This is a genomic window from Streptomyces sp. NPDC051180 (assembly GCF_040689545.1).
Lineage (GTDB): Bacteria > Actinomycetota > Actinomycetes > Streptomycetales > Streptomycetaceae > Streptomyces.
The window spans coordinates 306,056-320,758 of sequence record NZ_JBFBBC010000002.1 but is presented as its reverse complement, the minus strand read 5'-3'; the positions used below and the strand labels follow the sequence as shown (position 1 = coordinate 320,758).

Genomic DNA, 14,703 nt, shown 5'->3' with positions numbered 1-14,703 from the left:
GGAACCGCGGGACGCGCTCAGACGAGGGCGAAGCCCGGGTCAGGCGGTCCCCGCCGTCCCACGGAGTGCACGAGAAGCCGGGTGCGGGAGGGCCGGGGCCGCCCCGCGGGCCGCCCCGCGCGCCGCGGCGCCGGTCCGGCCGTCCGGAAGAACGCCGCCACCAGCAGCAGCGGACGGAACGCGAACGCCTCCACCGCGCCGGCCAGCCGGGCCAGCGCACGCTCCCCGCCGCGCAGCCAGCACGCCGCCGACAGCCCGACGCCCACATGGGCCAGGAGCAGCAGCCACGGCAGCGCCGGGTCGGGGGAGTCGAGCAGGGCGGCGGCGCCCCCGCCCTCGGGGCTCACCACACCGGGCAGCGGGGTCCCCACGGCGCCGCCGCAGAACACCTCCACGCCCACCGCGCGCAGCGAGCCGGCGACCGGGCCGCCGGCGGGGCCGTAGCAGACCGCCTGGCCGCTGGTGAAGAGCGTGTCGGCGGCCAGTTCCAGCGGGACGAGGAGCCCGGCGATCGGGCCGAGGCCCCGCTCGCGGCCGGCCAGCGCGTACGCCACGGCGAAGACGCCGACCGCGACCGGGACGACCGTCCCCAGCGGCAGCGGCACGCCCGAGAGCAGCACGTGGGACGCCACGGACAGCGTCACGACCAGGGTCGTGAAGAACGCCGCCCGCAGCGCCCTCAGCTGCGTCCCTGCCATGTCCATCGTCGTGGAGTCTGTCACGGGTGCCCGTAAGAGGTCCCTAAAGGAAGTCTGTGGAGCACCCCGCGGGACCCTCCCGGCACGCCCCTCTACAGGCCCGGGATCCGGCCGTTGCGGTAGAGGTCCACGAAGATCTGGTGGTCGGCCCGCGCCCGGGCGCCGTAGGTGTGCGCGAAGTCCACCAGGAGCTCGGCGAAGCCCTCCTCGTCCGCCGCGATGGCCGCGTCGATCGCCCGCTCCGTGGAGAAGGGGACCAGGGAGTGGCCGCTGGAGTCGTCCGCCGCCGCGTGCATGGTCGCCGTCGCCCGGCCCAGGTCCGCGACGGTCGCCGCGATCTCCTCCGGGTCGTCGATGTCCGACCAGTCGAGGTCCACCGCGTACGGCGAGACCTCGGCGACCAGCTGCCCGGCGCCGTCCAGCTCCGTCCAGCCCAGCCACGGGTCCGCGTGCGCCTGCAGCGCCCGCTGCGAGATCACCGTGCGGTGCCCCTCGTGCCGGAAGTAGTCGCGCACCGCCGGGTCCGTGACGTGCCGCGAGACCGCCGGGGTCTGCGCCTGCTTGAGGTAGATCACCACGTCGTTCTCCAGGGCGTCGCTGTTGCCCTCCAGGAGGATGTTGTACGAGGGCAGGCCGGCCGAGCCGATGCCGATGCCGCGCCGTCCCACCACGTCCTTGACCCGGTAGGAGTCGGGACGGGCCAGGCTCGACTCCGGCAGCGTCTCCAGGTAGCCGTCGAACGCGGCCAGGACCTTGTACCGGGTGGCTGCGTCCAGCTCGATCGTGCCGCCGCCCGACGAGAAGCGGCGCTCGTACTCCCGGATCTCGGTCATCGAGTCGAGCAGCCCGAAGCGGGTCAGCGACCGCGCCTCGCGCAGGGCGCCGAGCAGCGCCCCCTCGGCCGTCTCCAGCGTGAAGGAGGGGACCTCGTCGCCCTTGGCGCCCGTCGCGAGGGCGTGGATGCGCTCCCGGTAGGCGGCGGCGTAGATCCGGACCAGCTCGGTGATCTGTCCGTCGCTGAGCGCCTTTGTGTAGCCGATCAGCGCGAGGGAGGCGGCGAGCCGCTTGAGGTCCCAGGTGAAGGGGCCGACGTACGCCTCGTCGAAGTCGTTGACGTTGAAGATCAGCCGGCCGTTGGCGTCCATGTAGGTGCCGAAGTTCTCGGCGTGCAGGTCGCCGTGGATCCACACCCGGCCGGTGCGCTCGTCCAGGTAGGGGCCGCCGCCGTGCGCCTCGTGCTCCTGGTCCGCGTAGAAGAGGCAGGCCGTGCCCCGGTAGAAGGCGAAGGCGGAGCCGGCCATCTTCCGGAACTTGACGCGGAAGGCCGCCGGGTCGGCGGCCAGGAGCTCGCCGAAGGCGGTGTCGAAGACGGCGAGGATGTGCTCACCGCGCTCCGTTGCGGTGGGCTGGGGGACCGACATCGAGGTGCCTCCTGGTACCGGGCGTGCTGCGAGAACGTTCATGACAATTGGGACAGGTGTTCCCTGCCTCTCAACGCGCGACCCTAGCCGCGAGTGCCCGCCGTCTGTCACTCGGCCGACGTAGACTTCCACGCTGTCCCCCCAGACTGCCGCGCAGCCTGAAGTCCGTCGTTTCCCGGAGGCCCCCCGCCGTGACCAAGCCGCCCTTCACGCACCTCCACGTCCACACCCAGTACTCGCTGCTGGACGGTGCCGCGCGGCTCAAGGACATGTTCGACGCGTGCAACGAGATGGGCATGACCCACATCGCCATGTCCGACCACGGCAACCTGCACGGGGCGTACGACTTCTTCCACACCGCGAAGAAGGCCGGGGTCACGCCGATCATCGGCATCGAGGCGTACGTGGCCCCGGAGTCCCGGCGCAACAAGCGGAAGATCCAGTGGGGCCAGCCGCACCAGAAGCGCGACGACGTCTCCGGCTCCGGCGGCTACACCCACAAGACGATCTGGGCGGCGAACGCCACCGGACTGCACAACCTCTTCAAGCTCTCCTCCGACGCCTACGCCGAGGGGTGGCTGCAGAAGTGGCCCCGGATGGACAAGGAGACCATCTCCCAGTGGTCCGAGGGGCTCATCGCCTCCACCGGCTGCCCCTCCGGCGAGCTGCAGACCCGTCTGCGCCTCGGCCAGTTCGACGAGGCCCTGAAGTCGGCCTCCGAGTACCAGGACATCTTCGGCAAGGAGCGGTACTTCCTGGAGCTGATGGACCACGGCATCGAGATCGAGCGCCGGGTCCGCGACGGCCTCCTGGAGATCGGCAAGAAGCTCGGCATCCCGCCGCTGGTCACCAACGACTCGCACTACACCTACGCGCACGAGGCCGGCGCCCACGACGCCCTGCTCTGCATCCAGACGGGCAAGAACCTCTCCGACCCCGACCGCTTCCGGTTCGACGGCACCGGCTACTACCTGAAGTCCACGGACGAGATGTACGCCGTGGACTCCTCGGACGCCTGGCAGGAGGGCTGCCGCAACACCCTCCTGGTCGCGGAGCAGGTCAGCACCGAGGGCATGTTCGTCGAGAAGAACCTCATGCCGAGGTTCGACATCCCGGAGGGCTACACCGAGGTCAGCTGGTTCCGCGAGGAGACCATGCGCGGCATGCACCGCCGCTTCCCGGGAGGCATCCCGGACGACCGCATGAAGCAGGTCGAGTACGAGATGGACACCATCATCTCGATGGGCTTCCCCGGCTACTTCCTCGTCGTCGCCGACTTCATCATGTGGGCGAAGAAGCAGGGCATCGCCGTCGGCCCCGGCCGAGGCTCCGCGGCCGGCTCGATCGTCGCGTACGCCATGGGCATCACCGACCTCGACCCGATCCCGCACGGTCTGATCTTCGAGCGCTTCCTCAACCCCGAGCGCATCTCCATGCCCGACGTCGACATCGACTTCGACGAGCGCAGGCGCGTCGAGGTCATCCGGTACGTGACCGAGAAGTACGGCTCGGACAAGGTCGCCATGATCGGCACCTACGGCAAGATCAAGGCCAAGAACGCCATCAAGGACTCCGCGCGCGTCCTCGGCTACCCGTACGCCATGGGCGACCGCCTCACCAAGGCCATGCCCGCCGACGTCCTCGGCAAGGGCATCGACCTCAACGGCATCACCGACCCCTCGCACCCGCGGTACGGCGAGGCCGGCGAGATCCGGGCGATGTACGAGAACGAGCCGGACGTCAAGAAGGTCATCGACACCGCCCGGGGCGTCGAGGGCCTGGTCCGCCAGATGGGCGTGCACGCCGCCGGCGTCATCATGTCCAGCGAGCCGATCGTCGACCACGCCCCGATCTGGGTGCGGCACACCGACGGCGTGACCATCACGCAGTGGGACTACCCGCAGTGCGAGTCGCTCGGCCTGCTGAAGATGGACTTCCTCGGCCTGCGCAACCTGACGATCATGGACGACGCCGTCAAGATGGTGAAGTCCAACAAGGGGATCGACATCGATCTCCTCGCCCTGCCGCTGGACGACCCCAAGACCTTCGAACTGCTCCAGCGCGGTGACACCCTCGGCGTCTTCCAGTTCGACGGCGGCCCCATGCGGTCCCTGCTGCGGCTGATGAAGCCCGACAACTTCGAGGACATCTCCGCCGTCTCGGCCCTCTACCGGCCGGGCCCGATGGGCATGAACTCGCACACGAACTACGCCCTGCGCAAGAACGCGCAGCAGGAGATCACCCCGATCCACCCCGAGCTGGAGAAGCCGCTCGAAGAGGTGCTCGCGGTCACCTACGGCCTCATCGTGTACCAGGAGCAGGTGCAGAAGGCCGCCCAGATCATCGCCGGCTACTCCCTCGGCGAGGCCGACATCCTCCGCCGCGTGATGGGCAAGAAGAAGCCCGACGAGCTGGCGAAGAACTTCGTCATCTTCGAGGCCGGAGCCAAGAAGAAGGGCTTCAGCGACGAGGCCATCAAGGCCCTCTGGGACGTCCTGGTCCCCTTCGCCGGCTACGCCTTCAACAAGGCCCACTCCGCCGCGTACGGCCTGGTCTCCTACTGGACCGCGTACCTCAAGGCCAACCACCCGGCCGAGTACATGGCCGGACTGCTCACCTCGGTCAAGGACGACAAGGACAAGTCCGCGGTCTACCTCAACGAGTGCCGCCGCATGGGCATCAAGGTCCTGCCGCCCAACGTGAACGAGTCCGAGTCGAACTTCGCCGCCCAGGGCGACGACGTGATCCTCTTCGGCCTCACCGCCGTCCGCAACGTCGGCTCCAACGTCGTCGAGTCGATCATCAAGTCGCGCAAGGCCAAGGGGAAGTACTCCTCCTTCCCGGACTTCCTCGACAAGGTCGAGGCCGTCGTCTGCAACAAGCGGACCGTCGAGTCGCTGATCAAGGCCGGCGCCTTCGACGAGATGGGCCACACCCGCAAGGGCCTGGTCGCCCACCACGAACCCATGATCGACAACGTGGTGGCGGTCAAGCGCAAGGAGGCCGAGGGACAGTTCGACCTCTTCGGCGGCATGGGCGACGACTCCGGCGACGAGCCCGGCTTCGGCCTCGACGTCGAGTTCTCCGACCTGGAGTGGGAGAAGTCGTACCTGCTCGCCCAGGAGCGCGAGATGCTCGGCCTCTACGTCTCCGACCACCCGCTCTTCGGCATCGAGCACGTACTGTCCGACAAGACGGACGCGGCGATCTCCCAGCTCACCGGCGGCGAGCACGGCGACGGCGCGGTCGTCACCATCGGCGGCATCATCTCCGGCCTCCAGCGCAAGATGACCAAGCAGGGCAACGCCTGGGCCATCGCCACCGTCGAGGACCTCGCCGGCTCCATCGAGTGCATGTTCTTCCCCGCCACCTACCAGCTGGTCTCCACCCAGCTCGTCGAGGACACGGTCGTCTTCGTCAAGGGACGGCTCGACAAGCGCGAGGACGTCCCCCGCCTCGTCGCCATGGAGCTGATGGTCCCCGACCTGTCGAACGCCGGGACCAACGCGCCGGTGATCCTCACCATCCCGACGGTGAAGGTGACCCCGCCGATGGTCACCCGCCTCGGCGAGATCCTGAAGCACCACAAGGGCAACACCGAGGTGCGGATCAAGCTCCAGGGGCCCCGGACCACGACCGTGCTCCGGCTCGACCGGCACCGGGTCCAGGCCGACCCGGCGCTCTTCGGCGACCTGAAGGTGCTGCTCGGCCCGTCCTGCCTGGCGGGCTGACCCGCCGCCCGGCCCTCCGCCGCGGACCCGCGACGCCGGGCCACGGGAGGCGGCCGGCTCCGCACGCGCAAGGGGCGCGCCCGTCGTCACGGGCGCGCCCCTTTGCCGTCGAGCGCGTCAGTTGTGCCCGAAGCGCTTCTGGCGGCCCTTGCGCGCCATGTCACCCGGGGTGACCTGACCGGCGCGCTGTTCTGCCTGGGATTCCATGGCCGACTGCTGCGCCTGCTGGGCGCCGCGCTCGGCCGGCGACTGCTGCTTCTGACTGCGGTTCTGGTTGCGGTTCTTGGCCATGGGGATGCCTCCTCAAAGGGACCTAGGGGCCAGGGCCGCTGTCAGACTCACATACGGTATGAACCGCCGCATGTTGGATCATTACGGCGAGTAAGGGACGAGAGGAGGTGATGTTCGCCACGCCGATGATCCAGTTCCGGCCGTCAAGCACCCGGCCGTCGGGCAGACTCGAAGGAAACCCGGAGCACCCTTCCGATCCCGTCCCACACCGAGCCCGACCCCCGAGGCTCTCTGAAAGAGGGTGGAACACGTGGACCGCTGCGTCGTCCTGGTGGACGCCGGCTACCTCCTGGGCGCCGCCGCCAGTCTTCTCGCCGGGGAACCGGCCCGCTCCCGGATCACCGTCGACCACGCCGCGCTCATCCGGCAGCTGCGCGAACGCGCCGAGGCCGAGACCGCCCTGCCGCTGCTGCGGATCTACTGGTTCGACGGCGCGCCCGACCGGGTGCCCCAGCCCGAGCACCGCAGACTGCGCGTGATGCCCCGGGTCACCGTCCGGCTCGGCGCCCTGACCAGGAGCGACGGGCGGTGGGCGCAGAAGGGCGTCGACGCGGCCATGCACACCGAGCTGACGGAACTCGCCAGGAACCGGGCCTGCTCCGACATCGTCCTCGTCACCGGCGACGGCGACCTGCTGCCCGGCCTGATGTCGGCCAAGGAGCACGGCGTCGCCGTCCACCTCTGGGCCGTCCAGGCCGCGGACGGCGACTACAACCAGTCGGAGGACCTCGTCGCCGAGGCCGACGAGCGGCGGGTCCTCGACCGCGCCTGGATCACCCGGGCGGTCCGTGCCAAGGACCTCAGCGGCCTCTGCGCGCCCCCGCCCGCCCCGCGCCCCGAGATCGCGGCCATCCTCTCCGCGCCGCTGCCCGAAGCCGCCCTGGCCGCCTCCGCCGAACGGGCGGCGGAGGCCGCCGCGGCCGCGCGCGGCGGCGTACCGGCCTCCGGCGACGGATCGGCCACCACGGCGAACGGCGGCCACGGGCACGGCGCCGGTGGCCTCGCCCACGGCAACGGCCACACCCGCGACGGCGAGCACGTCCACGGCAACGGCCATCTGAGGGACGACGGGCACCTCCGGGACGACCGGCACCTCCGGGACGACGGCCGCCTGGGGGACGAGCGCCGTCCGGGGGACGGCATGCACCTCGACGGCGCCGGTCTCGCCTCCCCGGCACCCGGCAGGGGCGTCCCCACGCCCAAGGACCTGGCGGGGCTGCGCGGCCCCGGCTCCCCGGCGACGCCGGCCGCCCCCTCCGCGGTCCCGCAGGGCGCGAGCGCCCTGCGCTGGTCCTCCGACCGGGGCTGGGTCGAGCGGCCCGCGCCCTCCCTCGGCGAGCCGGCCGAGACCGCCTCCCTGCCCACCCTCGCCACCCTCACCAGCGCCGAGCAGCGCTGGGCGGACCGCGAGGAGGACATCACCACGGTCGGCGGCGATCCCTTCGAGGTCGGACAGGTGTTCGCCCGGCGGTGGATGGAGCGGCTTCCCGAGCAGAGTCACGTGCAGAAGCTGTCCGCCCTCTACCCGCGCATCCCGCACCGGATCGACGGCGAACTCCTCCGCTACGCGGCCCGTTTCGGTCTGCTGGCCCACAAGGACGACCAGATCGACGAGCACGACCGGTACGCCATCAGGGCCGGATTCTGGCGCGAGATCGACGTACGGGCCGCCGCCGAACACGCCCCCGCGCCCGGAGCGGGCCCGGCGACCCCGTAGGCTCTTCCCCCGTGAGTACGGTGTGCGTGGTGCGGGATCTGGTCAAGACGTACCCCGCCACGCGCGGCAGGCGGGGTGCGCCCGCGACACCCGAGGTGCGGGCCACCGACGGGGTCAGCCTGGACGTGCGCGGCGGCGAGATCTTCGGCCTGCTCGGCCCCAACGGCGCCGGCAAGTCCACCCTCGTGCGCCAGCTCACCGGGCTGATGCGCCCCGACTCCGGCACCGTCCGGCTCCTCGGCCACGACCTCGTCCGGCACCCCGAGCGGGCGTCCCGGCTCCTCGCCCACCTCGGGCAGGAGTCCACCGCGCTCGACGAGCTGACCGTCGCCCTCGCCGCCGAGACCACCGGACGGCTGCGCGGCCTCTCCGTCCGCGACGCGCGCGCCGAGCGCGACGCCGTCCTGGCCGAGCTCGGCCTCACCGGGATCGCCTCCCGGCCCCTGAAGAAGCTCTCCGGCGGTCAGCGGCGGCTCGCCTGCGTCGCCGCCGCCCTCGTCGGCCGGCGGCCCGTCCTCGTCCTCGACGAACCCACCACCGGCATGGACCCCGTCGCCCGGCGGGCCGTCTGGGCCGCCGTCGACCGGCGCCGCGCCGAGGACGGCACGACCGTGCTGCTCGTCACCCACAACGTCATCGAGGCCGAGACCGTCCTCGACCGGGTCGCCGTCCTCGACCACGGCCGGGTCATCGCGTGCGACACGCCCGCCGGGCTCAAGGAGCGCGTCGCCGGGGAGGTCCGCGTCGAACTGGTGTGGCGCGAGACCGCCCCCCTCCACCTGCCCGAGGTCGCCGCCCTGCGCGAGCTCGCCCAGGAGACCGGACGGCGCTGGAACCTCCGGCTCGCCCCCGACGCCGCCCGCGCGGCCGTCGCCACCGTCACCGGCGGGGCCGCCTTCGCCGCGCTGGACGACTTCACCCTGGCCACGCCCAGCCTGGAGGACGTGTACCTCGCGCTGGGCGGCGCGACCGAGGGACTGGTGAAGGCATGACCGGGCCCCGCGACCGTGGCGCCGCCGGGGGAGCGACCCCCCTCCGACCGTCCCCCGACCCCCGTGGTCCCCGCGTTCCGCACGTGACCCTCAGGAGCCGTACGCAGTGAGCACCGTGCCCGCAGAGGCCCTGCCGACCGTCGCGCCGACCGCCCGGCCGCACGGCGACGAGGACGCCGCCGCGCCCCTCGCCCCCCGCGCCCGGCTGCTGCCCGCCCTGGGCGCCGTCTACCGCGCCCAGCTCTCCCGGGCCCGGGTCGCCCGCATCCCGCTGCTCTTCGTCGCCACCTTCCAGTCCATCGGGATCATGATCCTGATGCGCGGGGTCGTCGACGGCGGCTCCGAGGCGCGCGCCGTCGTGGCCGGCTCCACCGTCCTCGTCGTCGCCTTCGTCGCGCTCAACCTGCTGGCCCAGTACTTCGGACAGCTGCGGGCCGGCGGCGGCCTCGACCACTACGCCACCCTCCCGGTGCCGCCCGCCGCGGTCGTCCTCGGCGCGGCCGGTGCGTACGCCTCCTTCACCGTGCCCGGCACGGTCGTCACCGCCGTCACCGGCTCCGTGCTCTTCGGGCTCCCGCTCGGGAACCTGTGGATCCTCGCCGCCGTCGTGCCGCTCTCCGGGGCGGCGCTCGCCGGCCTCGGCGCGGCCCTGGGACTCCTCGCGCCCCGGCCCGAGCTCGCCACCCTCCTCGGCCAGCTCGGCATGTCCGCGGCGCTGCTCCTGGGCGTCCTCCCGGCGGAGCGGCTGCCCGGACCGATCGGCTGGGCGCGGGACCTGCTGCCGTCGACGTACGGCGTGGAGGCGCTGGCCCGCACCTTCGCACCGGACCCCGACTGGGTGGTCGTCGCGCTGGACCTCGGCGTGTGCGGCGCCGTGGGCGTCCTCTCCCTCGCGGTCGCCACCTGGGCGTACCGGCGGGCCGCCGTCCGCTGAGGCGGGCCACAGCCGCACCTGGCACGATGGCGGAGTGACCGCACCTCTGACTCCGCCCCACCAGCCGCCGCACGACCCCGACTGGCCCCCGCCGCCCCCGCCGCCCGCGGGACCGGCCGGCGACCCGATCACGGCGGCCGAGGTCGCGCAGGGCGCCGTGGTGACCCTCGTCTCGGCGGTCGCGGGCGCGCTGCTCGGAGTCCTCTGGCTGACGCTGGCCCCGCGCGTCCTGCTCATCTCGGACGGCAAGGGGGTCTACCTCCGCGACTCCGAGGGGGAGTCGGCGATCGGCGCCGACGGCACCTTCGTCCTGCTCGCCCTGGCCTTCGGCGCGGTCGCCGCCCTCGCGGTCTTCCTGCTGCGCCGCAAGGGCGGGGTGCCGCTGGTCCTCGGCCTCGCCGCCGGCGGTGTCCTCGGCTCGCTCCTCGCCTGGTGGATCGGCACCCGGTTCGGCCCCACGGACGACGTCGTCGCCCACGCCAAGGCGGTCGGCCCCAACGTCGTCTTCGAGGCGCCGCTGGAACTGAACCTGGGCGCGGCCGCCATGCTGGCCTGGCCGCTCGCGGCGATGATCCTGCACCTCGCCCTCACGGCCGTCTTCGGGCCCCGCGACCCGGAACCCGAGCCGTGGGACCAGCCGAAGCCGTACACCCCGGGGCCCGGCCGGAGCTGACGCCCCACGCCCCGGCGGCCTCGCGCGCCCCGCGCGTCAGGCGCGGCCGATCGGGGCGACCACCGCCGAGGTGAGGGCCGCCAGGTCGGCGGGGGAGAGTTCCACCTCCAGGCCGCGGCGGCCCGCCGAGATGCAGACGGTCGCGTGGTCCGAGGCCGAGGAGTCGAGGACGGTCCGCAGGCGCTTGCGCTGGCCCAGCGGCGAGATGCCGCCCCGGACGTAGCCCGTGGTGCGCTCGGCGGCCGCCGGGTCCGCCATCGCCGCCCGCTTGCCGCCGACCGCCGAGGCCAGCGCCTTCAGGTCCAGCTGGCCGGCGACCGGGACCACCGCCACCGTCAGCTCGCCGTCGACGTCCGCCACCAGCGTCTTGAAGACCCGGTCGGGCGAGACCCCGAGCGCCTCCGCCGCCTCCTCGCCGTACGACGGGGAGGCCGGGTCGTGCTCGTAGGCGTGCAGCGTGAACGCGGTGCCGGCCGCCGTCAGCGCCACCGTCGCCGGGGTGCCCCCGCCGTTCTTCTTCTGCTTCTTCGCCACGCGCTCTTCCTCGGCTCGGTCCGTCCGACGGGGGACGGCTCAGTTCGGGTACGTCGGGCCCTGCGTCAGGTCCACCGCCGGCAGCGACGGCAGATGCCGCAGCACCGCCGTCTCCGCGCGCAGCAGCGTCAGCTCCTCGCGCAGCCGCGTCGCGGTGTCCGGTGCCTGGAGCAGCCGCTGCTTCGACGGGGTGTCCAGCACGGCCGCCGCCGCGACCAGGTACGACACCACCGACGGGTCGTCCGGGAGCTCACTCGTCGTCAGCGAACGCTCGCGCGCGCCCGCCAGCCGCTTCTGGTAGCTCCGGAAGGCCCGCAGCACCCCCTCGGAGAGCGTGCCGGCCTCCTCGCCCCGCTCCTCGGGGATCTCCTCGACCTCGGCGGTCAGGAACGGCCCGCTCGCGTCGACCGACAGCAGCTTCACCCGGGTCGTGCCGGTGGCCATCACCTCGAAGCTGCCGTCGCCGCGCTCGCGGATCGAGGCCGCGTCGGCGACGCAGCCGACCCGGTGGAAGGACTGGATCGGGTCGGAGCCGAACCCCGCGGCCGGGCCCTTCTCCGGCAGCGCCGTCTGGTCCGGCATGCCCGGGGCGGTCGGCGCCACCTCACGGCCGTCGCGGATGGCGACGACGGCGAAGCGGCGCGGCTCCGAGTCGTCGATCGTGAGCAGTTCGCGCATCATGGCGCGATAACGCTCCTCGAAGACGTTCAGCGGCAGCACGAGGCCAGGGAACAGCACCGCGTTGAGCGGGAAGAGAGGCAGGCGAGCGGTGGTCACAGCCGCCAAGCCTAATGGCCGCCGGGCCCGCCCCGTCCGGCCCGTCCGACTCCGGTGCCCCACAGGGGCGTCCGGCGGGCCAGCTCGAACCTGACGCGGTCGCGCGCGGTGAGGAAACCGCGCAGCGGATCCTCCGTCCCGGCCCCCCGCGCACCCCGCCACGGGAACGAGGTCGCGTACGGGCCGATCCGGCCGAACTCCGCCCGCGCCTCCTCCCACCGTCCCCGCTCGACCAGCACGTACGCCAGCAGGTTGCGGACCTCGGCCGGCCACGGATCGCTCGCCGGGAAGCGCGCCGACAGGGTGAGCGCCCGGTCCACGGCCCGGTCGACCCGCGCCAGGGGCACGGCCCGGTCCTCGGCCGGCTCCGCCCGCAGCCGGTCGTAGGCCGCCCGGACCGGCAGCGCGCGGACGAGGGAGTCCGGTGCGGCGTCGTCCGCGGCCTGCCCGGCGAAGTCGAAGGCCGCGCGATGGGAGCCGTACCACTGCGCGGACAGGTACTTGAGCGCGGCGACGTGGCAGCCGTAGTGGTGCGGGGAGCGGCGTACGGCTTGCTCCCAGAGCGACTCGAAGACCGCCGGACCGGCGTGCGCCCCCCGCGCGTGGTCCAGGGCCAGCCGCCACGGCACCGGGTCCTGCGGCGCCTCCTCGGCGACCGCCCGGATCAGCGGGCCGAGTTCGCGCAGCCGCTCGGCCCGGGCCGGCGACTCCCACGCCCGGCGGACGGCCAGCTGCGTGGTGACGAGCAGGGCGTCGGGGTCCCGGGGCGCGACGGAGAGCCAGTGGGTCAGCCAGTCGCCGCGGCTGTGGGCGAAGGTGGCGAGCCGGGTGACGTACCGGTCGCGGTCCTCCCACTCCCCGCCGTCCCGGGTGGTGGCGAGGAGCTTCGCCGCGGGTTCCGGATCGGCGAGGGCGGCGGCCACCAGAGCGGGGGCGAGCCGCTCGTCCGGGGCGTCGAGGAGCACGTCGTCGTCCGGCACGAACCCCGAGGCCAGCCGCGGGGCGTGCCGAGCCGAGCGGACGGCGCCGACCAGGGCGCGGAGCAAGGACATCGTGGGACTTATTTTCCCACCGCGGCACCTTTCCCCGCGCCCGCCTGCCCAGCCCTTTCACCCTCACCTCACCGGGCCCCCACGGTCAGCCGCGCCGCAGCAGCCTGGTGGCGCCCGCGGCCACCGTCGTCGCCAGGATCCAGCCGAGCAGGATGAGCACCGCCGCCGCCCACTGCCACAGGCCCTCCAGCCGCCAGTAGCCGTCCTGGCCGAGATTGATCACCGGGAGCAGCAGGTCCAGCGCGTAGAGCGGACCGTTCCACTCGGGTGCCTCGTCGCCCTTCAGCGCCGTCGGGCGGTAGTGGGAGAAGGCCACCGTCCCCGCCGCCCACAGCACGGCCATCCAGAGCGCCGCCCGGCCCGGCCGGTATCCGTACGCCACCGTCCAGTCCTGGAGGTATCCCCACAGCTTCCCCGCGACGGGGAGCGTCTCCCGTCTTCGCCGCTGCTTGGCGAGCAGCACCTCGCGGGCGTCGGCGTCCTCGCCGCTGTTGCGCAGGACCGTCGCCAGCCGCTCGTACGGCTCGGGGGCGTACTCCGGGGTCGCCGCGGCGACCCACTCCAGACGCCGGGCCAGCGGGAAGGGGCCGTAGGGGACGAGGTTCTCGTAGGCGAAGCCGCCCATGGCCAGCCCGCCGGGGCCCGGCCAGCTGGTGGAGAGGTCGATCAGCGTGACGACCTTGGCGCCGTTCAGCACGACCCGGCCCTCCTCCGGCCGCTCGCCGTTGAACCGCAGCTCCGGGGTGACTATCCGGCGCAGCGACACCTCCTCGCGCCGCGCACCGCTCAGCACGAACCGCGCGTGGTGAAGGTCCACCGCGTCGCCGAACCGGCCGTCGTCGAGCCGCACCCCGCCGTGGCACTCGACGGGCTTGCGGCGGGCGCCCTGCACGGGCGTCACCCCGTAGGGCGGTGTCGCGGTGGAGTAGGCCGTCGCGTCGTCGTACACCCAGGCCGCGTTCAGATAGAGCGAGCGCTCCACCGTCAGCTGCGGCGCGTTCAGCGCGCGGCGGCCCTGCGCCCCGCGCAGCACGCTGCCCCGCAGGCTGAGCGAGACCCCGATCTTCGCCCCGCGCAGGCTCAGCTCCCCGTGCGTCTCGATCAGCTCGGCCTGGAGGTCCTGCGCCACCACCATGCCGTCCGCGGTGATCGCCCGGCCCCGCCGGTCCGGCCACACCTGGATCTGGTTGACCAGCAGGTCCGTGCCGATCTGGGCGTCCGTCAGCCGGATGCCGTGCCGCACCCGGCAGCGCGGCAGGTGCAGGTCCCCCTCCGTGTGCAGCCGGGCCGCCTCCAGCCGCGGCAGCGAGCACCCCACCATCCGCAGCGTCCCGAAGCGCGCCTCGGGCAGCACCACCTCGCCGTCGAAACGGCAGCCGTGCAGCTCCACGTAGGGCGCTATCGTCCCGCCCGCCAGGTTCAGCACGCCGGTGATCCGCACCCCCCGGAGCTTCAGCGCGGCCACCCTCCCCGACCGGGCCGGCGGCCCGGCGAGCAGCAGGAGCGCCACCACGTCGGCGCGGACGCTGCGCTCCTCCCCCCACTCCCACTCCCGCTCCCTGAACGGGTCGTCCCGCTCCGCGCTCCCCTCCGTCAGATCACAGGTCCTGCCGATCCGGAACGCCCGCCACACGGCCCGCTCCGGGCCCGTGAGACCGTCCGGCATCCCGTCCTCGTGCGGCTCGGTCACTGCCGCCCCCTCGCTTTCCCCGGTCCGCTCCCACGACTCCGCCAGCGGCGGTTCGTGGATTCGTACAGCCGTTCTTCCCGCTGAGTGACGGGCTGAACGCTAACGGTCAGGTGTGGCGACAAGACGCCACTGTGGCGTGTATCAGCCAGTGGGACGGGCGTCCGACGCTGTGGGCCGTCTGAGAGAATTGACC

The 14,703-nt window shown here is 73.1% G+C and carries 12 protein-coding genes; 5 read left to right on the top strand and 7 right to left on the bottom strand.

Annotated features, from left to right (window positions below; all coding sequences use genetic code 11):
- Positions 1-17: 17 nt before the first annotated feature.
- Together AB0424_RS04900 and AB0424_RS04895 are read right to left on the bottom strand one after the other, a co-directional pair.
- Positions 18-704 (bottom strand): hypothetical protein, encoded by a 687-nt coding sequence (locus AB0424_RS04900; protein ID WP_366302312.1) that lies wholly within the window; start codon positions 702-704, stop codon positions 18-20.
- Between the two features lie 86 nt (positions 705-790).
- Entirely contained in the window at positions 791-2,119 is a 1,329-nt protein-coding gene (locus tag AB0424_RS04895; protein ID WP_366302310.1) for a DUF2252 domain-containing protein, read from the bottom strand.
- 191 nt (positions 2,120-2,310) lie between these two features.
- Here AB0424_RS04895 and dnaE point away from each other — a divergent pair, with 191 nt between their 5' ends.
- Positions 2,311-5,850 (top strand): DNA polymerase III subunit alpha, encoded by a 3,540-nt coding sequence (dnaE, locus tag AB0424_RS04890; protein WP_366302309.1) that lies wholly within the window; start codon positions 2,311-2,313, stop codon positions 5,848-5,850.
- A gap of 117 nt (positions 5,851-5,967) precedes the next feature.
- Here the strand turns inward: dnaE and AB0424_RS04885 are convergent, their stop codons facing one another.
- The gene (locus AB0424_RS04885; protein WP_015032922.1) at positions 5,968-6,141 is read right to left on the bottom strand and encodes a hypothetical protein; all 174 of its coding nucleotides are present in this window, start codon (positions 6,139-6,141) and stop codon (positions 5,968-5,970) included.
- A gap of 241 nt (positions 6,142-6,382) precedes the next feature.
- Between AB0424_RS04885 and AB0424_RS04880 the strand changes: the two genes are divergently transcribed.
- The 4 genes from AB0424_RS04880 (at position 6,383) to AB0424_RS04865 (ending at position 10,457) form a co-directional block, all read left to right on the top strand.
- Entirely contained in the window at positions 6,383-7,858 is a 1,476-nt protein-coding gene (locus AB0424_RS04880; RefSeq protein WP_366302307.1) for an NYN domain-containing protein, read from the top strand.
- 20 nt (positions 7,859-7,878) lie between these two features.
- Positions 7,879-8,850, top strand: coding sequence for an ABC transporter ATP-binding protein (locus AB0424_RS04875; RefSeq protein WP_366302670.1), 972 nt, complete (start codon positions 7,879-7,881; stop codon positions 8,848-8,850).
- Positions 8,851-8,980: 130 nt separating this feature from the next.
- Positions 8,981-9,784 (top strand): ABC transporter permease, encoded by an 804-nt coding sequence (locus AB0424_RS04870; RefSeq protein ID WP_366302669.1) that lies wholly within the window; start codon positions 8,981-8,983, stop codon positions 9,782-9,784.
- Between the two features lie 34 nt (positions 9,785-9,818).
- A complete protein-coding gene (locus AB0424_RS04865; RefSeq protein WP_366302306.1) occupies positions 9,819-10,457 on the top strand; it encodes a DUF2567 domain-containing protein in 639 nt (212 codons plus the stop codon).
- Positions 10,458-10,493: 36 nt separating this feature from the next.
- Here AB0424_RS04865 and ybaK read toward each other — a convergent pair whose 3' ends face one another.
- The 4 genes from ybaK to AB0424_RS04845 form a co-directional block, all read right to left on the bottom strand.
- Entirely contained in the window at positions 10,494-10,991 is a 498-nt protein-coding gene (gene ybaK / locus AB0424_RS04860; RefSeq protein ID WP_366302304.1) for a Cys-tRNA(Pro) deacylase, read from the bottom strand.
- 39 nt (positions 10,992-11,030) lie between these two features.
- The gene (locus AB0424_RS04855; RefSeq protein ID WP_366302303.1) at positions 11,031-11,768 is read right to left on the bottom strand and encodes an LON peptidase substrate-binding domain-containing protein; all 738 of its coding nucleotides are present in this window, start codon (positions 11,766-11,768) and stop codon (positions 11,031-11,033) included.
- Positions 11,769-11,779: 11 nt separating this feature from the next.
- Positions 11,780-12,820 (bottom strand): hypothetical protein, encoded by a 1,041-nt coding sequence (locus tag AB0424_RS04850; protein WP_366302301.1) that lies wholly within the window; start codon positions 12,818-12,820, stop codon positions 11,780-11,782.
- Between the two features lie 85 nt (positions 12,821-12,905).
- Entirely contained in the window at positions 12,906-14,510 is a 1,605-nt protein-coding gene (locus AB0424_RS04845; protein WP_366302299.1) for an oxidoreductase, read from the bottom strand.
- Between the last annotated feature and the right edge of the window lie 193 nt (positions 14,511-14,703).

Coding starts and splice junctions, on each gene's coding strand:
- AB0424_RS04895 (WP_366302310.1), bottom strand. CDS start 2,119: ATGTCGGTCCCCCAGCCCACCGCAACGGAGCGCGGTGAGCACATCCTC.
- AB0424_RS04850 (WP_366302301.1), bottom strand. CDS start 12,820: ATGTCCTTGCTCCGCGCCCTGGTCGGCGCCGTCCGCTCGGCTCGGCAC.
- AB0424_RS04885 (WP_015032922.1), bottom strand. CDS start 6,141: ATGGCCAAGAACCGCAACCAGAACCGCAGTCAGAAGCAGCAGTCGCCG.
- AB0424_RS04900 (WP_366302312.1), bottom strand. CDS start 704: ATGGACATGGCAGGGACGCAGCTGAGGGCGCTGCGGGCGGCGTTCTTC.